At 64.6% G+C, this 20,517-nt stretch carries 21 protein-coding genes; 10 read left to right on the top strand and 11 right to left on the bottom strand.

Features of this window, described 5'->3' with window-relative positions:
• Window positions 1-2: 2 nt before the first annotated feature.
• Complete coding sequence (locus ACIOVG_RS06280; RefSeq protein WP_400870350.1) at window positions 3-1,574, bottom strand: SDR family oxidoreductase; 1,572 nt, start codon at window positions 1,572-1,574, stop codon at window positions 3-5.
• Between the two features lie 108 nt (window positions 1,575-1,682).
• Between ACIOVG_RS06280 and ACIOVG_RS06275 the strand changes: the two genes are divergently transcribed.
• From ACIOVG_RS06275 to ACIOVG_RS06260, 4 genes are all read left to right on the top strand, one after another.
• Entirely contained in the window at window positions 1,683-2,906 is a 1,224-nt protein-coding gene (locus ACIOVG_RS06275; protein WP_400870348.1) for an MFS transporter, read from the top strand.
• A gap of 87 nt (window positions 2,907-2,993) precedes the next feature.
• Window positions 2,994-3,248 carry a hypothetical protein gene (locus ACIOVG_RS06270; RefSeq protein WP_400870345.1) on the top strand — a complete coding sequence of 85 codons (255 nt, stop codon included), beginning with the start codon at window positions 2,994-2,996 and terminating at the stop codon, window positions 3,246-3,248.
• A 39-nt stretch (window positions 3,249-3,287) separates the two neighbouring features.
• Complete coding sequence (locus ACIOVG_RS06265; RefSeq protein ID WP_400870342.1) at window positions 3,288-3,458, top strand: CsbD family protein; 171 nt, start codon at window positions 3,288-3,290, stop codon at window positions 3,456-3,458.
• A 97-nt stretch (window positions 3,459-3,555) separates the two neighbouring features.
• Window positions 3,556-5,073, top strand: a complete 1,518-nt coding sequence (locus ACIOVG_RS06260) for an MFS transporter (protein WP_400870339.1) — start codon at window positions 3,556-3,558, stop codon at window positions 5,071-5,073.
• Window positions 5,074-5,091: 18 nt separating this feature from the next.
• On the opposite strand, the gene ACIOVG_RS06255 is transcribed toward ACIOVG_RS06260, so the two are convergent.
• Together ACIOVG_RS06255 and ACIOVG_RS06250 are read right to left on the bottom strand one after the other, a co-directional pair.
• Window positions 5,092-5,649, bottom strand: a complete 558-nt coding sequence (locus tag ACIOVG_RS06255) for a MarR family winged helix-turn-helix transcriptional regulator (RefSeq protein ID WP_400870336.1) — start codon at window positions 5,647-5,649, stop codon at window positions 5,092-5,094.
• Entirely contained in the window at window positions 5,649-5,888 is a 240-nt protein-coding gene (locus tag ACIOVG_RS06250) for a hypothetical protein (RefSeq protein WP_400870333.1), read from the bottom strand. Before ACIOVG_RS06250 ends, ACIOVG_RS06255 begins: the two co-directional genes overlap by 1 nt.
• 184 nt (window positions 5,889-6,072) lie before the next feature.
• Between ACIOVG_RS06250 and ACIOVG_RS06245 the strand changes: the two genes are divergently transcribed.
• Window positions 6,073-6,519, top strand: a complete 447-nt coding sequence (locus tag ACIOVG_RS06245) for a MarR family winged helix-turn-helix transcriptional regulator (RefSeq protein ID WP_400870330.1) — start codon at window positions 6,073-6,075, stop codon at window positions 6,517-6,519.
• Between the two features lie 121 nt (window positions 6,520-6,640).
• Window positions 6,641-6,970, top strand: a complete 330-nt coding sequence (locus ACIOVG_RS06240) for a hypothetical protein (protein ID WP_400870327.1) — start codon at window positions 6,641-6,643, stop codon at window positions 6,968-6,970.
• Between the two features lie 30 nt (window positions 6,971-7,000).
• Here ACIOVG_RS06240 and ACIOVG_RS06235 read toward each other — a convergent pair whose 3' ends face one another.
• The 5 genes from ACIOVG_RS06235 to ACIOVG_RS06215 all read right to left on the bottom strand — a co-directional run bounded on the left by ACIOVG_RS06235 (window position 7,001) and on the right by ACIOVG_RS06215 (window position 12,772).
• Entirely contained in the window at window positions 7,001-7,519 is a 519-nt protein-coding gene (locus ACIOVG_RS06235; RefSeq protein ID WP_400870324.1) for a MarR family winged helix-turn-helix transcriptional regulator, read from the bottom strand.
• Between the two features lie 462 nt (window positions 7,520-7,981).
• A complete protein-coding gene (locus ACIOVG_RS06230) occupies window positions 7,982-8,734 on the bottom strand; it encodes an SDR family NAD(P)-dependent oxidoreductase (RefSeq protein WP_400870321.1) in 753 nt (250 codons plus the stop codon).
• 1,926 nt (window positions 8,735-10,660) lie between these two features.
• Window positions 10,661-11,665, bottom strand: a complete 1,005-nt coding sequence (locus ACIOVG_RS06225; protein ID WP_400870318.1) for a hypothetical protein — start codon at window positions 11,663-11,665, stop codon at window positions 10,661-10,663.
• 2 nt (window positions 11,666-11,667) lie between these two features.
• Window positions 11,668-12,282 carry a hypothetical protein gene (locus ACIOVG_RS06220; RefSeq protein WP_400870315.1) on the bottom strand — a complete coding sequence of 205 codons (615 nt, stop codon included), beginning with the start codon at window positions 12,280-12,282 and terminating at the stop codon, window positions 11,668-11,670.
• 34 nt (window positions 12,283-12,316) lie between these two features.
• Entirely contained in the window at window positions 12,317-12,772 is a 456-nt protein-coding gene (locus ACIOVG_RS06215) for a hypothetical protein (RefSeq protein WP_400870312.1), read from the bottom strand.
• A gap of 151 nt (window positions 12,773-12,923) precedes the next feature.
• On the opposite strand from ACIOVG_RS06215, the gene ACIOVG_RS06210 reads away from it, so the two are divergent.
• From ACIOVG_RS06210 to ACIOVG_RS06200, 3 genes are all read left to right on the top strand, one after another.
• Window positions 12,924-13,928, top strand: a complete 1,005-nt coding sequence (locus tag ACIOVG_RS06210) for a hypothetical protein (protein WP_400870309.1) — start codon at window positions 12,924-12,926, stop codon at window positions 13,926-13,928.
• Window positions 13,929-13,960: 32 nt separating this feature from the next.
• Window positions 13,961-14,755 carry a TIGR02391 family protein gene (locus ACIOVG_RS06205; protein ID WP_400870307.1) on the top strand — a complete coding sequence of 265 codons (795 nt, stop codon included), beginning with the start codon at window positions 13,961-13,963 and terminating at the stop codon, window positions 14,753-14,755.
• 74 nt (window positions 14,756-14,829) lie between these two features.
• Entirely contained in the window at window positions 14,830-15,552 is a 723-nt protein-coding gene (locus tag ACIOVG_RS06200; protein ID WP_400870304.1) for a hypothetical protein, read from the top strand.
• A gap of 269 nt (window positions 15,553-15,821) precedes the next feature.
• Here ACIOVG_RS06200 and ACIOVG_RS06195 read toward each other — a convergent pair whose 3' ends face one another.
• The 3 genes from ACIOVG_RS06195 to ACIOVG_RS06185 all read right to left on the bottom strand — a co-directional run bounded on the left by ACIOVG_RS06195 (window position 15,822) and on the right by ACIOVG_RS06185 (window position 19,134).
• Window positions 15,822-16,592: a DUF4145 domain-containing protein gene (locus tag ACIOVG_RS06195; RefSeq protein ID WP_400870301.1), complete on the bottom strand. Its 771-nt coding sequence runs from the start codon at window positions 16,590-16,592 to the stop codon at window positions 15,822-15,824.
• Window positions 16,593-17,110: 518 nt separating this feature from the next.
• Window positions 17,111-17,998 carry a hypothetical protein gene (locus ACIOVG_RS06190; protein WP_400870299.1) on the bottom strand — a complete coding sequence of 296 codons (888 nt, stop codon included), beginning with the start codon at window positions 17,996-17,998 and terminating at the stop codon, window positions 17,111-17,113.
• A gap of 152 nt (window positions 17,999-18,150) precedes the next feature.
• Complete coding sequence (locus ACIOVG_RS06185; protein WP_400870296.1) at window positions 18,151-19,134, bottom strand: DUF4365 domain-containing protein; 984 nt, start codon at window positions 19,132-19,134, stop codon at window positions 18,151-18,153.
• A gap of 348 nt (window positions 19,135-19,482) precedes the next feature.
• Here ACIOVG_RS06185 and ACIOVG_RS06180 point away from each other — a divergent pair, with 348 nt between their 5' ends.
• Window positions 19,483-20,202 carry a hypothetical protein gene (locus tag ACIOVG_RS06180; RefSeq protein WP_400870293.1) on the top strand — a complete coding sequence of 240 codons (720 nt, stop codon included), beginning with the start codon at window positions 19,483-19,485 and terminating at the stop codon, window positions 20,200-20,202.
• Window positions 20,203-20,517: the final 315 nt, after the last annotated feature.

Raw genomic sequence — 20,517 nt, 5'->3', positions numbered from 1 at the left:
GGCTAGTCCCGCGTGCGGTCCACGCGATCTGCGCCTTCGGCCGCGGCCGTGATGCGGGCGGCCATCCCGGCGAAGATGAACCCGTGGAACGGCAGCACGGCGAGCCAGTACAGGCGTCCGCTCAGGCCCTGCGGGAAGAACACCGCGCGCTGCTCGTACCGCGCCCCGTCGCCCTCCGCGATCGCGCGCAGTTCGAGCCACGCCGATCCGGGCACCTTCATCTCGGCGCGCAGCCGCAGCAGTCCGGCCTGCTCGTCGCCGGAGCCCGGGGCTGATGCGGCCTCCACGCGCCAGAAGTCGATCGCGTCGCCCACACGCGCGGCGGTGCGACTGCGGCGGCCGCGGCGCAGTCCGACGCCGCCGACCAGCCGGTCCATCCAGCCGCGCACGGCCCACAGGAACGGCGAGGAGTACCAGCCGTTCTCGCCGCCGATGCCGACGATCACGCTCCACAGGTCGTCGACGGATGCGGAGGTCTGCAGCGACCGTGCATCGGTGAACGCCGTGCGGCCTGCCCAGTCGGGGTCGCTCGGCAGCGGGTCGCTCGGGGCACCGGAGACCTCGGCGTCCTGCCAGCTGGTCTCGATCGTGTCGGCATCCACGCGTCCGAGTGCGAGCGCGACAGCCCGGCGATAGGGGGTGAGTCCGCCAGACGGCTGCGGGATCAGTTCATCGACGGCGTGGTCCTTCACGATGCACTCGTTCTGCAGCGAGGCGACCAGGGGACGTGCGATCGACCGCGGCACGGGTGTGACGAGATTCACCCAGTGCGAGGCGAGGCCGGGAGTGAGCACCGGCAGCGCGGCGATCGCGCGCTGCGGGAGTCCGGCCTCGACCGCGTAGCCGTTCATCATCTGTCCATAGCGCAGCACGTCGGGGCCGCCGATGTCGACGGCGCGGTTCACGTCCGGCTCCACCCTGGCCGCGCCCATCAGGTAGTGCAGCACGTCGCGCACGGCGATCGGCTGGATGCGGTTGCGCACCCACTTCGGCGCCGGCATGTACGGCAGCACGTCGGTCAGGTGTCGGATCATCTCGAACGACGCCGAGCCGGAGCCGATCACGACGCCCGCCTGCAGCACGAGCGTCGGCACACCCGAGTGCAGGAACGTCTCGCCGACCTGCACACGCGAGCGCAGGTGCGGCGACAGTCTCGCATCTTCCGGATGCAGTCCGCCCAGGTACACGATCCGGTGCACGCCTGCGTTCTTCGCGGCCTCGGCGACCGTGGTGGCCGCGCGGTCGTCGCTCTCCTCGAACCCCTTGCCCGCGGTCATGGAGTGGATCAGGTAGTACACGACGTCGACGTCGTCCATGGCCTTCGCGACAGCATCCGCGTCGTCCGCCGACCCCTCGACGATCTCGCAGTCCGCGCCCCACGGGAAGGATGCCGCGCGCGCCGCGTCGCGGGCGAGCACCCGCACCCGGTATCCGGCGTTGAGGAGTCGTGGGGTGAGCCTTCCGCCGATGTAGCCGGTGGCCCCGAGGACGAGGGCGCGCGGGGCGCTGCCGTCGTCGCGCGGGACGGCGCGCAGCTCTTCTTCGCGGCCGGTGGGCTGGGTGAGCTCGGTCATGTCTCGAGAGTAGGCGCGGGGGAGGACAGGCGATACGGGGTTGCGCGTGTCGTTACGCGCCGGTAGGCGTGTTCGCGAGGGGTGCCGCGGGGCCGTACGATCGTACTCATGACTTCAATCGAATCGATTCGACGATTCACGCCGAGCCGTCAGACGCACCGCGCGCGCCTCGCTGTCTCGGCGCTGTTCCTGACGAACGGGGCGCTGTTCGCGAACATCCTGCCGCGCTACCCCGAGATCAAGTCCGCGCTCGGTCTCGACAACGTCGGATACGGTCTGGCGATCGCCGCCTTCCCGGCCGGAGCGATCGCCGCAGGACTCCTGGCCGCGGTGCTGATCCGCCGGTTCGGCTCGGCGCGCATCGCCGTGATCGGCACGATCCTCACGAGCCTCGGTCTGCTGTCGGCCGCGCTCGCCCCCTCTGGTCTGCTCTTCGCCGTCGCGCTGCTGATCGGCGGAGCCTCCGATGCCATCACCGACGTCGCGCAGAACGCGCACGGCCTGCGGGTGCAGCGTCGCTACGGTCGCTCGATCATCAACTCCTTCCACGCGATCTGGTCTATCGGGGCGGTGCTCGGCGGAGGCATGGCTGCGGTCGCGATCGCGCTGCAGCTGCCGCTCGGCGTGCACCTCGGCATCTCGACCGCGGTGTTCGGCATCGTCGCGCTGGTCGCGCTGCGGTTCTGCCTCCCCGGACGCGACGACGAGGTCGAGGCGGATGCCGTCGCCGAACCGGCCGAGGTGGGGCAGGCCCTGCGTCGTGGCGTGAGCCCGAGGACCGTGTTCGTCATCATCGCCCTCACGCTCATCGCCATGGCCGGAGCCGTCGCGGAGGACGCGGGCAACTCCTGGGCGACGCTGTACCTCGGAGAATCCCTGGGGGCTGCGGCCGCGATCGCTCCCCTCGGCTTCATCGCCCTGGTCGGCGCGCAGTTCATCGGACGGCTGCTCGGCGACGGGCTCACCGACCGGTTCGGGCAGCGCGCGGTCGCCAGGGTCGGCGGGCTGATCGCTGCCGTGGGTATGGGCCTGGCGCTCGCTTTCCCGTCTGTGCCCGGCACGATCCTCGGTTTCGCGGCGGTCGGCTTCGGCATCGCGACGCTCATCCCGGCCGCGATGCACGCCGCTGACGAGCTGCCGGGGCTGCGGCCGGGCGTGGGGCTCACGATCGTGTCGTGGCTGCTGCGCCTCGGGTTCCTGCTGTCCCCTCCGTTCGTCGGCTACATCGCCGAGAACGAGAGTCTGCGCGCCGGACTGCTGGTCGCGCCGGTCGCTGCGCTGGTCGCTGTCGCGCTCGCGGGAGTGCTCGAGAAGCGGCGGCCGAAGGTGTGACCGCAGGATGCCTAGCTTGTCAGATGACTAGCTAAACTAGTAACCTTTTCCACGAGGATAAGATCGCTGTCCTCGGAGGAGGTGCACGTGACGTCGCAGACTGCGGAAGCTGCCACGCCGGCTACTCGTCGAGAACGTCGCGCCCAGCGTTCGATCAGCCACGCATCCGCCGAACCGTCGCCGTTCGCACCGCTGCCCGCACGGTCAGCCGTCGGACGAGAGTCCGGAATCCGTCGCAGCGCGCCAGGCCGCCTCTGGCTGTTCGCGGGCGTGCTCGGAGTGGCGATCGCAGCCCTCGGGGCCGCTGCTCCGTCGATCGCGGAGACCATCATCCCCGGCTGAAGAGCCGACCCGACCGCCAACAAGAGAAGGGAGCCCCTCATGGGACTCGACGACAAGATCAAGCACGCCGCAGAGGACATCGCCGGCAAGGCGAAGGAGGCTGCCGGCAAGGTGACCGGAAACGAGAAGCTCGAGGCTGAGGGCAAGGCAGATCAGGCCAAGGCCGACGTCAAGAAGGCCGGCGAGAACGTCAAGGACGCTCTCAGCTGACGAGAATCAGATGATGTCGGGGAGGCGGTGATGCACCGCCTCCCCGACGTCTGCCTTCACGGCTGAAGACACGCGTACCGAAGAAGGAAAGAACCCCATGTCTGCATCCATGAACCGGCCCCCGCTCTGGCGTCGCCTCCTCGCGAACATCGTGCCGTCGATGCGGGAGCCACGCCGGCTGACCGTCGACGACATCACGGTCGTCGACCGACCCATGCTGCGCCGTGCGGTCGCCGGCACCGTGGTCGGCAACCTCATGGAGTGGTACGACATCGGCATCTACGGCTACCTGGCCGTGATAATCGGGCGCGTCTTCCTTCCGGATGCCTCCGGCGCAGCGCAGTCGCTGTTCTCGCTCGGCGTCTTCGCCGTCACGTTCATCGCGCGTCCGGTCGGCGGGATCGTGCTCGGCCAGCTCGGTGACCGGCTCGGCCGCCAACGCGTGCTCGCGTTCACGCTGATCATGATGGCGGCGGCCACGTTCCTGATCGGAGTCCTTCCCGACTTCTCCGTCATCGGCGTCTGGGCGCCGATCCTGTTGATCGTGCTCAAGCTCGCTCAGGGATTCTCCACCGGCGGCGAGTACGCGGGCGCGACAACGTTCATCACCGAGTACGCCCCCGACCGGCGTCGCGGGTTCTACGCGTCGCTCCTCGACCTCGGCTCCTACATGGGCTTCGCCGTCGGTGCGGCCTTCGTCTCGATCCTCCAGCTCACCGTGTCGGCCGAGGCAATGGAGGGCTTCGCCTGGCGGATCCCGTTCCTGGTCGCCCTGCCGCTGGGCCTGATCGCGATCTACTTCCGACTGAAGATCGAAGACACCCCGGCCTTCCAGGATGCGCAGGCGTCGGCGCAGGCCGCCGCGGACGACGCGCAGGCCGCCGCCGACGCCCCCAAGGGCGTGGTCGCCCTGGTGCGTGCCTACTGGCGCGAGCTGCTTACCGCGTTCGTGCTCGTCGCCGCGGCCAACACCGTGGGGTACGCGCTCACCTCGTACATGCCGACGTATCTGACCGGAACGCTCGGCTACGACGAGGTGCACGGGACGCTCCTCACGTTGCCGGTGCTCGTCGCGATGGCGCTGTGCATCCCGCTGACGGGTGCACTCTCCGACCGCATCGGTCGCCGCCGCGTCCTGTTCATCGGATCGATCTCGGCGATCGTGCTCGCGGTCCCCGCATTCCTCTTCATGATGCACGGAGAGATCTGGTCCACGCTGCTGGGACTGGTGCTGCTCGCGTTCCCCGTCACGTTCTACGTGGCGAACCTCGCGTCCTCGCTTCCGGCGCTGTTCCCGACGTCGTCCCGGTACGGCGGCATGGGGATCTCGTACAACCTCGCCGTGGCGCTGTTCGCCGGCACTGCGCCCTTCGTCATGGAAGCGCTGGTGCAGTTGACCGGATCGGCGTTGGCGCCCGCGTTCTACGTGATCGCCACCTCGATCGCCGGTGTGATCGCCGTCGCGGTGCTCAAGGAATCGGCCCGCCGCCCGTTGCCCGGCGCGATGCCGAGCGTGCAGACCGAGGAAGAGGCCATCGAGCTCGTCGAGACGCAGGAGGAGAACCCCGATCTCGACCTCGACGATCTGTTTCCGGAGCGCACCGAGACACCCTGAGGCTGCCGTGCGAGGAGGTCAGCCGTCAGATGACTCTGATTCCTCGTGCGTGCGGATGACGTCGCGCAGCTCCTGATCGAGGTCGGATGCCTCCTCGATGGCCGAGGTCATGCCGGCGAGGAACCGCGTCACCACGGCGCGTTCCTCCGCGGAGAGCTCGTCGACGAGTGACAGCATCCGTCGGTGCATCGCCCCCAGGGTCGCCCGCACCTCGTCGTCACTGCTCACCGTCGGCACCACGACGCCCGCCCGGCGGTCGGTGGGATGCGGCTCGCGGCGCGCGTGGCCGCCCTTCTCGAGGCGGTCGATGAGCGTCGTGGTCGATGCGGTCGAGATGTCGAGCGCGCGGGCGATGTCGACGGGGCGCACGATCCGTCCCGCCCCCTGCTCGCGCAGCAGGAAACGCAGCGCGATCAGGTCGGTCTCGTTCATGCCCATGGTGACGCGAGTGCGGGCGCGCATGGCGGTCTCGGCACCGCGGTAACGGCGAAGCATGTTGAGAACGTCGACAGTGCTGGCCGTCGCGCTCTCGGGATACCAATAGCCCGACCGGGTGAATTCCTCTGAGCTGTCCATCAGGCGACCTCGCCATCCTTCTGTGCCGGAGCGCAGTCACGCGCCAGCATCTCCTCCGCGCCGGCCTCTACCTCTGCCGGGACGATGGTGAGCAATCCGCCCGTGATCGCCTCGTTCTCGGCGACGATGATCTGCTCCACTCGCCAGCGGGGTACGGCGGGGTAACGCTGCTGCAAGCGGTCGAGTACGTCGTCGTACATCAGGTATCCCGCGTTCTCGGGAGTGAGTCGATCAGCCATGGCGTCCTTTCCCAACGGCATACTCCATCTTCGCATCCGTGGGTGCGTGCTCTGGTGCGGGATTTTGCTAGCCGCTCGTGTTGCCTGAGGGTCGAGTAACATGGATCGATACATCGGATGCGCGGCCCGAGATGCGCCGCGCGGGAGGCGCGATCCCGCGAGATGGGCGGGAGTGAGGAGCGAGATGTCCACCAGCGTGCACGTATCGACCTCCGAACTGGTGCGCCGCGTCGAGGAGCTTCGCCGCGCGGAAGCGCAGCTCACGCGTCGACTGGCGGCTATGCGGGCCCCGAACGATACCGACCGCGAGGCGATGCGGTTCATCTCCGACGCGCCGGTCGACGCGCCGGTCACGCCCGGTGATCTCGCCGCGCATCTCGGCGTCAGCACGGCCGCGGTCACCAGTGTGATCCGCCGCCTGCGCGCTCGTGGCCAGGTGGTGGTCGCCCGGCATCCCGACGACGCCCGTTCCAAAGTGCTGCGGCCGTCGCTGCGCGATCTGCACAGCCCGGTCGACGAGCTGTCGAGACGCGTGGAGGCTCTCGCCAGCGAGTTCACTCCCGACCAGGCTGACGCCGTCGCGCGATTCCTCCGTCGTCTCAGCGAGGAGATCGCGGACATCCCCGAGTGACGCCGGGACTTCTCTGCGGCGAGATCTCGTGCTCGCGGTGGAGGAAGAATTTCTCTCGCTTCTCATTTAGCTAGTTAAACTAGTAATATAAATCTCGCGATACAACGACGAGGGAGATCTCATGGGGTACCTGAACTATGCCGGCGCACCGACGTCGTTCACGATCGACGATGAGATACTCGCGCATGTGCGCGCTGTCGTGGTGACCAAGCTTCGCCGCAGTGAATCCTTCGCACTCACGGTCCCCGTGGCCGGCGAGACGCAGGAGACGCTGTGGATCCATGCCTCGATTCCGCTGCGGTTCTCCCTCGCCGACGATGTGCCCTTGGTGCGTCCGCTTCTGGTCGCGATGATGGAGGGGGCGAGCTCTTCCGGCGGGCTCGACCTGACGGACGAGAGCTTCGCGCGTTCGCTCGCCGGGGCTTCCTTCGCGCACGCCATGAGTGCCTGATCGAAAGACCAGCTGACCTGGTCCTCGCCGTCAGGCGGCAGGCTCGGTCGGAGCGTCGGATTCCACCGCGGCGCTCATCCCGGCGAGAAACCGCACGATGATCGCCCTGTCGTGATCGGAGAGTGCGTCGACGTAGGCCAGCATCCTCTGATGCATCGCCCCCAACGTCGCCCGTACTTCGTCGTCGCCGTGGGATGTCGGAACGACGATCCCCGCCCGCCGGTCGGTCGGGTGCGGTTCGCGGTGTGCGTGTCCCCCGGCCTCGAGGCGATCGATCAGCGTGGTCGTCGATGCAGTGGAGATGTCGAGCACGCGCGACAGATCGATCGGTCGCACGGATCTTCCCGCGCGCTGCTCCCGCAGCAGGAAGCGCAACGCGAGCAGGTCGTTCTCGTTCATCATCATGGTCACGCGGGTCCGTGCGCGCATCGCGGTTTCGGCCGCGCGATATCGGCGCAGCTGATCCAGCAGGGACACGGTCGGGTCGGACCCGCCGTCGGGGTACCAGTATCCGGAGGGGGAGAACTCGTCCGGGTGCTGCGTCGTCACAGTACATCTCGATTGCGCATGCCGCTGGCCCCGATTCGGTGTATGCCCTCATGCCCCCCGGCGAGCCTCCATTGTCGCACTTGGTGGCGTGCGCGTCAGACCTCTTCAGGCATGAAGGGAAATCGACAACCGCATTCCGACTAGATAATCTAGATACTAGATTTACGCGATATATCACGCGAGGACAGACCATCAGACACCCGGAAGACGACAGGCGCCTGTTCCCGCACGCCGTCCACGGGTTGCGGCGTGCGGGAAGGCGCTCGTCGCGGCGCAGTACAGGACGCGTTCGAGTCGCGCCCGTGGGAAGGCGACGGCTGCAGCGTGCTGCGTGTTCGCGTCCCGTATCGCGCGGGGTACCCGCAGGCCGTCGGATGAGCAAGGGACGTCCGACGATCTGCGTCTCACCCGAATGAAGGAGCCCGGTTGCGAGGCTGGGGCGTCGCAACCGGGTTCCCGGTGTCACTGGGCGGTGTAGCCGCCGTCGACCAGGTGGTAGCTGCCGGTGATGAAGCTCGCCGCATCGCTGGCGAGGAAGGCGATCAGGTTCGCGACCTCATCGGCCTGTCCCAGGCGTCCGATCGGGTGCTTGCCCACCAGGAATTCCTTCGCTTCGTCGCCCATGTTGGCGAGCAGCGGAGTGTCGATGAAGCCGGGCCCGACCGAGTTCACGCGTACGCCCTGCGCCGAGTACTCCAGCGCCGCCGACTTGGTCATGCCGACGACACCGTGCTTCGCCGTGACGTAGGCGGGGGAGTTCGCGAAGCCGACGCTGCCGAGGATCGACGCGATGTTCACGACGGATCCGCCGCCGTTCGCGAGGATCGACGGGATCTGCGCCTTCATGTTGCGGAACACCGCGTTGAGGTTGATCGCGATGACCTTGTCCCAGGCGTCGTCCGCGTAGTCCGCGGTCGGGGCGGATGCTCCGCCGATGCCGGCGTTGTTGACGCCGATGCGCAGCGGGGCGAGGGCGTTCGCGAGTTCGACGGAGGAGGCGATCCAGGCGGCGTCGGTGGCGTCGCCGACAGATGCCTCGGCCGTGCCGCCGACCGCGCGGATCTCCTCGACGACCGCGTTCGCATGCTCCGCGTTCAGATCGTTCACGACCACGGCTGCGCCGTTCTTCGCCAGCAGGAGCGCGGTCGAGCGTCCGATTCCGCTGCCTGCTCCCGTCACGATCGCCGAGCGGTCTGAGACGTCGTACTGAGCCACGAGTGACTCCACTTCCGGGCGGCCACGGTGCCGGGAGATCTTCTCGGACGGTCCGTCCTTCCTTCCACCCTACGCCCGGAGCAGGGTGATGGATGCGCGTGAATGAAACTCTCGGGAATCCGACGAAGCGACACTGAATGTCGCTCAAGAAGCGCAGTATGTGGCGAATCGGCCGCTCTTTGCGGTGACACTTTTCCGGAACGCCGGCAGGCGCGTTGACGACCTCGTCGCACCGTTGATCTCTCTCATTCCGCAGAGCGAGAGTCTCTCGCGTCAGCGTAGGCAACAACCAGTGTCGAGAAGGGCCGCTGGGTGCGATGCATGCTACGCGTGCGAGCGCAGACACTGCCGTTCCAAGGGTTGAGGGGGTAACTCTGACTTCGTCAGCCAAGTACTAGAACTGAAGTTCGCCCTCAGCCGTGAGCTCGGCGTCAGCATCGACACGCGTATCCGGCTAGAGGAGTTCCAAGACCCGTTCGGAAGCGGCCGCCTCGGCGCACGGTGCCCGCGAGCGGTCGAGGTGCGTCCGCCGCCCGCGGACGTGCATGAATCTCCGGCCGGTGTCGGATGCCGAAAGTAGAATGAATGGAGATAAACAGAGCCCCGATCTGGCGATCAGAGAGGGGCTCTCATACCGGCAGGTCGGGGCTGCGTTGTCTTGGACGGACTACTCGACTCTAAACGCTCGTCGAGCGTTTCGCGACCGCACCCGTGGCCGCGTGATCTGCCTTCCACCTCCGCAGGAAGGAGCACGTGATGGCGAAGTCATCGTCGCGGTCGTCCGGAAAGCCTTCGAAGGGGCAGCTGAGCAAGGCCGGTCGCGTTCTCGCGACTGGCTCGTCTTCCAAGGCTGCCAAGTCGAAGGCCGGTTCGACCCTCGGTAAGGGCTGATCACGAGGAGGGCTAGTGTTTCGCCGGCCCTCCTTGTGTTCAGTTCACAGCTGCGACGAACGTCGTCATCGGGTGCTCTCCTGCACTTGATGCCCGACCGGGCAGGAAGCAGGTCCGCACTATGGATGACGGCAATAGCGCGTCTCCGGCACGACACGTCCCCTCCGCCACACATCTCGCTGAGTTTGTGATGTTGCGGTCCGCACGTCAGCCCGCCTGCGTTCGGAAGCACCATCGACAGGTCGATTCAGCCTCCGATCAGCGACAGTTTGCCTATTTCTACACGACCCTGTTCGCAGCGATCCGGAGACACATACGATCCGGATTCGACAGCGACGAGATCGAGCGTGCTCTCACCGCCGCAACGCCTCAGCAGCGTCCGTCCTTCGCGGAGGTAGCTGACGGTCTGGTGCCAGCGTTGCAGCGGCTGGGCGCCATCGACGGTCGTACCGCCCGGACTCGGAGATACTACGACAACGCCGACGGTGACCATCTTGTGTCCGTTTATCCGCAACTCGTACTGTCGCTCAGTGACGGGTCAGAGATGTACGTCCACGTTTACACCGCGAAGGAAGAGCTTACGGTCAGCGCTGGGTCCGTTCTGTCCGAGTTGCTCAGCGGGGCCTATCCCGGGGAGCGTGTCGCTGTCATCGATGCGCGCCGAGGATGGATAGTGCTACCTGAGTCCGGTGGGGCGCGTGCGAGTCAGGCGGCTGTCTCGGCGTACCTTGATGCGTACCTCGACCTGTGGGCGAAGGCAGCCTGAGCGTTGGCATCAGAGCGCCTCGCCGTGCAATAGCGCGGCGAGGCACTCGCTGTCGAACGATCCCTGAAGGCGGACGTTGGTCATCCCATAGCGTCATGTGTTGGGTCGACGACTCCGACGACGTAAAGCAGGTATCGCTGAGGGCGCGGCGGACGAACCTTCGTCCGAGTGGTGCCGGCGGCGTTCAGCGATCTGTCTTCTATGACCGCTCGGAGTCCATCCGAGCCCGGACATCCGGGGCGGCTCACTCGAGAAGATTGCTGAGCTGGCTAGGCGCGCACGAGCCCGAGCTGCTCGCAGATCGTGTCGATGGCGGACTCCCGCAGGGCCGCGCGACGGCTCTCCCCCCACGCGTCATCGTTGTCGTACCGGTCCCGAAGGGTAGGAAGGATGCTCGTCCAGATGTCGTCGACCAATGCCAGCCCGAAATCGACGGGGCCGTAATCAGCATCGTCGTACTCGGAGGTACGTAGCGGCTGGAACCCACCATCGAGATGAAACTCGACGATGAACGTCGCCGCGTGTTGCTCTGAAGTGAGCGTTACCTTCGCCGGACCGAAGCCGGAGATGCCCTTCCCGATGAGGGCTGCGAGCTCGATCCGTTCAGCGTTGGCGGAGTCCTTGAAGCGAGCGGAGCGGAACTGGCGGTCCTTCGAGGAGATCTCGTTGATCGCGACGATGCGGATTCCATCATCGTCGTCCTCCTCCTCGGCATCCTCGTCGCTCACATCGCCTTCCACGGTGTCGATGAGCCAGAGGAAGAAGTCCTCGCTGAGAGCTTCGGGGATAGTGTCCGACACCAGCAATGGGCGGTCATCTATCGTCAACAACAGCGACTTCAGGGCAGCGACGACGGTGTTGAAAGGAGACGGCGTGCGCATTGTGATGAGAACCGTATAACTGCCTTCGCGCTCCTCGTAGAAAATCAGATCGGCGGCGTTCAGCATGTTCACCTGGGACCACCGGTGCGCGTCGCCGACCATTCGCTGAGCGCGGGCGTCGGACACCGCCCAGTAGTACCTGAGGCGCAGCCGCCTGGACGGCTCCGTCGGCAGATCAGTCTCCACCTCGGCACCATTGGTGCGGATGCCCATGGACACCGGAAGATTCAAGGGGCCTTCATCGTCAAAGATGCTTCCCCATCCCGTTGACGGGCGATCCGTCTGCTGCGGATACAGTCGCCTCGCAGCCGCTTTAGCGATCTGCTCCAACGTGGCGCTCGTCGCAACACGCACCGGCTTCACAGCGATCTGGCCGCTCGTCACAATGCCCATATCTACTCCAGCACCTTTATCCCGCTCACATCCGAGTGCACGTTGACGAAGAACGTTCGAGTGAGCCACCGATGGTTCGAGCCCAAGCTAGCGGATGTTGTCACGTCTAGAGTTGGACCCGCCGACACGGTCTTGATCGACCCATAGAACATTGAGTGCTGATCATCCTGCGCAAGGGTCGTGGTCGGGAGCGCGATGATCTCATTAGACACCAGACTTGCGCCGCCCGTAACGGATTGACGCTTGATGCGGGCAGAATCCGTGGGCGTGAACTCCACTCTTACAAACGCCTGACGTTTCTTGAAGTTTCGGAGGATGAGCCACCCTGCAAGCGAATCGAAATGACCGAACAACTGCACGCGGAAGAAGAACTCCTGGTGGTTGCGTTTCCGCAGATCCACCTGATGGACACCACTCACGCGCTCGTTCTCGTCAACCATCCACTGCACCGTCAAGGTCGGCGCGGCGAAGATCAGGGCGGGGAGAGTGGCACCGACAACGATGGCAATCAGGCCGGTGACGATGTCGCCCGCAGGTCCCCATTCGTCTGACCCCGGAATGAGCTTGGTCAGTGAGAACGCCACCCAGAACGTCAGCAGCTGCGCACTGAACTCCACAGCCTGGAGTGATCGCGCCTTAAGCTGGCCGGGCTCACGAAGCAAGGACCGCGCGCCTCACATCTTCGTCCGGATGATTCTCGGGTGCTGGTGCCGTGCTGACTACATCGACGCGACCGTCCTGCAACAAGCGCATGACGGTCCCGCGGTGGCTATGTTTGCCCTGCAAAGTCAGTGCTTCGATGACCAGCCCGTGGAGGTCCTCGGCAAGGATGCTTTGCGAGGCGTCTCGATCACCATCGCGGATCGCACGAAGGAGTTCATCGAGCTGCGTTCGCACGTCGTCTGGGTCAACACGTTCGAAACGTGCATCTGCAACCGCAACCTCGGTGGGGATGTAATTCTGCCCTCGAAGGCTCACGGCCAGGTCGATGAGGTCTGCAGAACCCCAGTACACCGGACGTTGACCGGGCGCCTCAAAACTCTCCGGCTCTCTTACGTCGTCGCTAGGGAGCGCTCTGACGTCGCGACTGCCCGTTTTCGGGGTCACGGAGACTAGCTGAAAAACCCCCATACCCGCATTATGCGGCAGGCCACCGACACGGAGCAACGTAATCGCCGTACCTCCCGCGAAAGTGGGCGCTTGATTGTGGCGAACGACGGGTGCCGCCGACACGCCTGGACCAGCAATACGATGAACCATGCCTAACCAGGGGAACAAGAAGCCACGCCGAGGAGTGCGGTCCGCCGCCGTCATCGGAATCAGCCTCGTCGTAGGACTCGGACTCGGTGGAGCGAGCTGGGGGCTTCGGGCTACGGAACCGTGGTGGAGCAACATCTTTGCCAACGCAGCTGTGGTGATCCTCCTTCTTATTCCGGGGGAGCTACTTCTTGGGCAGCTTCGAACCAAACTTGAACGCACCGAAGAGCGGGCGGGCGCAGCGGAAGGCGCTGCTCTCAGTGCTCAGTCCGCAGCCAGCGTCGCGAAAGACGTGGCCGCAGCCGCGCAGGTGCAAGCGCAACAGGCGGTTCAGTCTCTAGAGCAGATCCAGCAACGTCTCACTGACCGGCAAAAGGAGGAGTTGCAATCCGAGATCGATAGGTACCGCAGCCCACTAGAGAACCTCAGCCGCCAGAGTCTCTTGGAGACGCTACGCACGGCGACACGAGATGAACTCATCACCGCCGCCGGCGTACGCTCTCCCGTCTGGCAGACCGATCTCCACTATCGTTACGTCCTCGACGATCCCGAACGGGGCGAACTGTCCGTAAACCTTGAAGAGGACGACGGCACCGTCCTCTCCGTTACTGTGTGGGAGCCAGGCCGGGCTCCGGAGGATTTCTTCCAGTTGCTGGTTGAAGCCGTCCGCGACGCCGGTCGTGACCTTGGCACAGGCCTGAACCTACCGACCGAGTCGGTTGAGCGTCTCTTGGAGATGCTGGCCGAGGTCACCAGGTTGCGGTCGCAGGGGCTTCGTGGGTACCGGCACACTCTCCGGCGGATCATTGAGCGGAGCAACGGCTGGTACTTCACCGAGGAGAATGTAGTCCCCGAAGATAACCTCTACTACGTCGTCGCTGTGAGCCGTCTCGGTGAGCCAGACTGGTCTGAACACCTGCGTGAGAAAGGCTGGTACACGGCGCCCTGGGCTATCGACTTCGCGCGGCGCATGTACGGAGTGACGGTGAAGGGGGCGACCTGGTGACCACGTCACCTCAGAAGCTTCCTGTCTTCTCGATGGAGTTCATCATCGGAATCTCCGAGATCCTCGCCCAGACCGATTACCCCGGGCTCACCAATCGTGAGATCGGCATGCTGCTGCAGATGGTCAGAATCGACAGTCGGCCGGACGGGTACAACAAGCGCGATGGTCTGTTCATCGCTCTGAATAACAAGCAGGCCACGCAGCAGCTGGGTAATTGTGTCGCGGCGTTCATCAAGAACGCTATGTCGCCAGGGCGTTACGCGCGCGAACCCCAGCGCTTCATTCAGCTGCGGGACGAACTCAACGAGTTCCTCATTCACCACGGATACGGGATCAACGAGCGCGGTCAGCTAACCCGGAAGAAGCAAGCCTCCTCGCTCGATGAAGGTGCACGGCTGGCGGGCACTCTGCAGGTGGAGCTTCGCCGACGCGGTACCCACGACGAGCTATTCCGCTACTGCGACGAGGAGTTCATCAACCGCTCCCTCTTCCATGCCCTCACCGAAGCTTCCAAGAGCATCCCCGCAAGGGTTCGCAAGATCACCGGTCTCGCCGGCGATGGAGGGGCGCTTTACAACGGGGTGTTCGGGGCGAACAAGGACATGCCCGTGCTGTACATCAATGCATATGAGTCGGACTCCGACATCAGCGAACATCGAGGTTTCAACAACCTACTCATGGGGATCCATGGTCACTTCCGTAATCCGCGCGCGCACTCGAATCGCGTCGACGCGAGCGAGGCGATGTCAGACTTCTACGACGCGTTCGCCTTGTTCTCCTACGTTCACCGGCGTCTGGACCGCGCGTCGCGCGAGCCGCTTCTCTGACTGGGTTGCTGCTCACTTCGACTCCGCAGGCCTCACCGGCCATTAGTCCCACGGGTCGGATCGGCATCGTTTCGGTGGGTACTCTGCCTGAATCCATTGTCCGGGTCGACGCCGACTTCAGCGCCTCAAGCGACGAGCCAGGCTCGTTCAGCATTGTAGTTTCGGTGTATCCCAGCCCAGCGCAGAATCTCCTCACCTCGAGTTTCAAGCCCACTATCGGATTTCTCTTCTGCGGAGACTTGCGCGAGGGCCTGACCCTCACCGAGGCCAATCAGGGCCGCCAACCTTCCCCGACGCCCGTAACTGGTTCGAACATATTCGACTCAGTTGTTGGCGAGCGTGCTGAATGCGACTACCTCGAGATCACCGGTATCACGAGCCAGGTCGCGCTTCGCGGCTCGACTGACACGGCATTCGCGTCGACCGAGGGTTCACGCGTCTTGTACGCATTTCCTGGCGTCGTGGCACCGTTCCTCCCCGAGTCAATCAATGCTTCGACGGCGCTTCCACTTCCTCCTGAAGCAGAGATCACCGTTTCCTTGCGCGATGTACCAACGGATCTGCGGGTCTCGCATTCGATGCCGCAGATCCCGGCAGATGGTCAACTTTCATGGACATCAACGCTGGGATCGGCACTACCGCCAAGTGAGTATCGCCTCTCTGGTGTTCTGGAGACCGCACAAGCGAGCGCGAGTGTAGGGCTCTTTGCTGCTGGCGCGCTCGTGGGGGGCGCTGGTGCCGCTGTCCTTTGGGTGATGGAGGCCGCCGTAGGAATCATTCGGAAGCCAAGGCCGTAGTGCACGCAATGTGAGATGTGGTGAGTGGGCAGCCTGATCCGTGACCGTGACCGTGACCGTGACCGTGACTTCAGGATCTTGGCATGCGGAGCGCTTACCCACCCGACTAACCCCTTGCCGACTGCGCTCATCTGGATTCTGGCGTACTCGACCTCGAGCACGCCGCGCGCCGCGGCCATCACGTATTCAGGCGCTGCCGGGTGTCGAGCGCTTGATGATTCTCAGCCACGCCGAGATCATGTCCGCAACGCCGCGAGCGCAACAGATCCCTACTTTTGGGAGCGGGCGGGCCGTCCCTTGCGGGCGTTGACCTTAACTGCACTCTTGAGCAGTTGCTCGTCGGTGCGGTCGTAGAGGCGGCGTAGCGCAAGCTCGAGGTATCGAGCGCCCTCAAGCACGTAGTTTATGGTCACTGCGGATTCGTGGGAGCCGTTGTTGCCGATCCACTTGACTGCTTCGAGGGCGTCGGCCACGTCGGGATAAGTTGGGCGCAGCGCGTCGATCCTGGCGTGGGTTGTCAGGCGCCGTTTGTTGTTTGCCGGTTGCATCTTTCGGACTTTGAGGTGAGTGAGGAGGATCTCGACAGCCTGGCGAAGCTGGTTGGCCGCGGCGCTGGGGTTGATCCAGATCAGCTCGTTCGCGGCGCCAATCGCAGCGGTCACGGGATCCGGTGTACCTGGGATTGGAGCGACGGTGTGCAGCGCAGGCGAGATGTATCTCACGCGGAGGTTTTCTCCCCACTTGGGTCCGTCGAGTTCGTTCGATTCGTCGCTGACGAACCAGTCGCCGGCGATGGTGAGCTGGGCTGTGCAAGTCGGGTCGGAACAGCGCAGCATTGAGCTGAACGTTCCATGGAGAATATCGGGGTCAAGATAGCCGTCGTTGACGACAGCTTGATAGGCGGTCTGTGTCGATGGGACAGTGACCGTCTTGCCGACGCGTTGGACAGTGCTTCGTTGGCAGATGGGGCAGGAGATGCTGGGCCAATGGTCATCGAGGAACCAGTCGGCAAGGGGGAGCAGAGCGTGGCGGTGCAGCACGATCTGACCCTAAGGCACAATTAACTCGCTGAACCGCGGCGAGGGTGAGACGCTACCGGATCGCGGTGCGACGTGCGCGGCCCTTACGGGCGGTGACCCTCGTGGCGTTCTCGAGTAGCTCGTGGTCGGTGCGGTCGTAGAGCTTGCGGAGCGCGGGGTCGAGGTAGTCGGCGCCGTCTAAGACATTGCAGGTGGTGAGAGCGGATTCGTGGGATCCGGTATTGCCGTGACGCCTTTCCGCCGCCTCGGTCCGAAGGCCACAAGCCTCGCTCTGTCTGGCTTGCGGGGAGCCAGCGAGCTCAGCCTCGCTCGCAGATCGTGCGGGAGAAAGCGGGGTAGGTTCGGGATCTCTTGAAGGTGGTTTTCACGAGTCCGAGCGGAGAAGCGCTGGGTCGCGAAGGAAGACCTTGTCATCCGGGTGAGCTGCGCGCGACGAACGGGCATGAAGGCGGCGTCCGCACGGAACAGCGGCGGGCCGCCCACGCCTAGCGCACACTTGTCACCAGGACCGGCATCCATCACCAGTTGGCGTCGACCCAATCGTCTCGATAACGCAATGGACGGCACCCCTGCAGGAGATCCAAAGGCGAATCGTCCGAGGCCATCACGTTGTTGTCGAGCATCTCGTGAACAGCGACCTGCAGCTCGTCGTCGAACACTCCGTCCATCGCCAGTCGTGCCACCTCGCGTCCGACGCCGGCCAGGATGTCTGCAAGCTGGATGCGCGCATCACTCGTGGAATCGGCGAGCGTGATGCCGCGAAGGTCGGCGGTGGGAAGGACGTTTCCGGCAACGACGAGCGGCAGGCGGGAGGACTCGACGAGCCACTCCCTCACGGTGGGGGTCAGGCCGCTGTATGTGTCGGCGAGGAACTCGAAGGGGGCGCCGTCGGTGCGCATCGCCCAGTTCCGGGCGACGGCGCTCATCGTCGGCATCAATGGGTCGAGCTCGCGAAGTTCCACCTCGCTCCTCCCCTCGTATTCGTAGGCGAACTCGCGTGACTCCCAGACCATCGTCAGGACCTCCCGCGTGTCCTCCTCGTCACAATTCACGAGAGCGTCCGCGAGGGCGGCGAAGAACTGGTCGACGGTGGGTGGCTGTGAACCGTGTCGACGATAGGACCGAACGAGAGCGTTGTAACTGCTGAGCACGGCGTTCCAACGTTCGACACCGACAGCCTGGGCGGCTCGACGATCCAGATGCTCGGCGAGCGTCCGACCAAGCCCGGTCCCACCGATGTCGTGACCCCACTGCTTTGCGTGCGGTGCGATGAGCGTCTCGACGATCTTGCTGGTCAGGAAGTAGGACTTGTCGACCAGTGCGATGTTCGCGGCGCCGGCGAGTTGACTAACAGCGTCGAGGAGGACGTTGCGGTTGCCTGAACGAAGGAGGGTCTTCGATTTCATCTCGGACGCTTGCGTGCCGGTGGCGACTCGCATCCAATCCCGCAGCTCCGTGGCTTCCTGCTGGGGAAGGCTCACGCTGGCGTGCACGAATACCGGATGTTGACTGGCGACCAGGGTCTCCCCTTCGGACCCGGACTCGTCGCACGCGATGGTCAGCACAGGGCCCCCGGTGCGACCCGTGTGGAACGGAGGACCTGCTCGTACGTCCGTGGAATCGCCGTGACCATGCTGAAGCTCGTAGCCCCGAACCAGATCTGCTGGGCAACAGCATGCTGCTGCTCTTCCAGCTCCGCAAGACTGAGCCCCTCGGGGTCGATGGCTGCGAACAGTGCGTGGGCCTGTCGGAGATCGAGACGTGCGCTATCCCGCCAGCGAATGGCGGAGGCGAACAGCCCCGCATACGGGGAGTCCGCTGCCGTCAACTCTTGCGCGATAGCCGCATCGCACGCGTCCAATGCCTCTTGGTAGACCGCTACTGCCCGAGTGAAATCGGACACGAACCGGGAATGGCCCAGCGACGTGGACGCCTGGAGACCATCGAGTGCATACTCGAGCTCGCGTCCCACGTACACGAACGACGCAGAGACGCTGTACAGCTTGGCCCGGAAAGCGAGGTTCTGCAGGTAGGACCAGTGGGCGGGGAGGCTCTCCGGGGCGTCAAGGTCAAGCCGGTTGGTCAGCGGGATCACGACCTGGTGCGTGAGCTGAGCCCGCCACAATGGTGTCGTCTTGTTGAGGACAACGGAGATGTAGTCGGTCAAGCAGAGGTAGTGGACTAGGCGGGTCGACCGGTCCACCAGCATTAGGAGCAACGGGGCACCCGACCCCATCGACTCTGCAAGACGCAGATCGGAGGTGTCCAGCTTGAAGCGCACGGAGCCGGCAGTGACGGTCACTGCCTCCGTAGTCTTCACCTGACAGGCAAGATGACCTCCGGTCGCTCGATAGCGCGCGACACGCTCATCCTCATCCTCCACAGGCATGAACACTTCCACCTGTAGGTCGATGCCGAAGTCGTGGGGAAGAGGGCGCACGACCCAATGCTCAGGAAAGGCGAAGGCGGCAATCAGCTCGCCCCATCGGCCTTTGACCTGGTTGTCTGACTGATACTTCGGCCGCGGAGTCTTGGATGCCATCAGCTTCCTTCCGTGAGAGGTGGAGACCGGACGAAGTCGGCCATCTCCGGGGTCCATTCCCGTAGGAGATGGCGAGGGCACCGAGCACGACGAACCGAGACCAGAGCCATGTTCAATCTATTTCATTCCCGCGCGTCTCTTCGGAAGAAGGCAAGCGACCACACGACGCCCCGGAATGCGACTAGAGGAGCGAAGGCATGTCACGTGCACGCCGGGGGCACCGCGCATGGCTGAGTCATGACGCAACTGCATCCCTCCAGTTCTTCCGCCCGGAGCGCCCGACAGGTCTATGTCCTTCCCCCGGTCTATTCTTGGCGGAGCACGTCGCCCGTTCATGTGGCGGCTGGCATGAAGGAGAGTGAATCGCACGTGGTGAACGAGAGGTCTACCGAGGAGATCGTCCGGCAGCACCTCAAGGACCACCCGAGCGTCGGTCAGACGGTCGAAGAGCAGACCAGCACGAACCCGCTGATCCGCCGCGCTCTCGCCGCGGCCAGCAAGTCGGGAAACGGTGCCGGCAAGCCGGAGTTCATCGTGACTTTCGAGGATTCGCCCCGTCTGGTCCTGGTCATCGAGTGCAAGGCGGACCCTGCCAAGCATGTGAGCGCCAGTGGCGACAATCCCGCCCACTACGCCGTCGACGGGGTCCTCCGCTACGCCGAGCACCTTTCCACGGCGTTCGACGTCATCGCGGTGGCTGTCTCCGGCACAAGGGCCGATGACCTTCGCGTCTCTACGTTCCGTCGCCTTCGTGGTGCTTTGGAATCCGTGCCCCTGACGACTCCGCATGGCACCCTCGGTCTGCTCGTTCCCGTTGACGAGTACCGCAGACATCTCACCTATGATCCGGCCGTGCGTGCACGCACGGAACACGAGCTGCTCACCTTCAGCCGTGAGCTGCACAACTACATGCGCGACTACGCCGGACTGTCCGAGGCGGAGAAGCCGCTGGTGGTGTCCGGGATCCTCCTCGCGCTGAAGGACGCCGCCTTCCGTGCGTCCTGGTCGGCGTACTCCCCGAAGGATCTCGCGAAGGGCCTGCTGGATGCTGGTGAAGTACCTCGTTGAGAGCCGCAATGCCGCCAGCCTTGTATGCCTTCCAGTGCCTGAAAAATGTCTTCCGAGACCGGCCCAGCGACGTTCCTGCCAGGTCATCGATCTTCCTCATAATCCGTTGATCTTGAGTTGTATGAGCGGGGTCGTAGCCCGGGCGTGGTGACTGAGCCGTGTCGTCCATCGGGATACCCGCGAAAACCTCCAACAAGTGCTTTTCAAGGTCCAGGACGTCGATGGGTCAGTTTCCTCCACTCGGTTTCAGCGGTGCGTCCGAGGGGCGTCTTGCCTTCCCTGCGTATGCAAGGAGCTCCGGCATTGAAAGGCTCA

Origin of the sequence: Microbacterium sp. NPDC087591, assembly GCF_044743625.1 — a bacterium.
Classification (GTDB): Bacteria; Actinomycetota; Actinomycetes; order Actinomycetales; family Microbacteriaceae; genus Microbacterium.
This window is presented reverse-complemented; position numbering and strand designations above follow the sequence as displayed.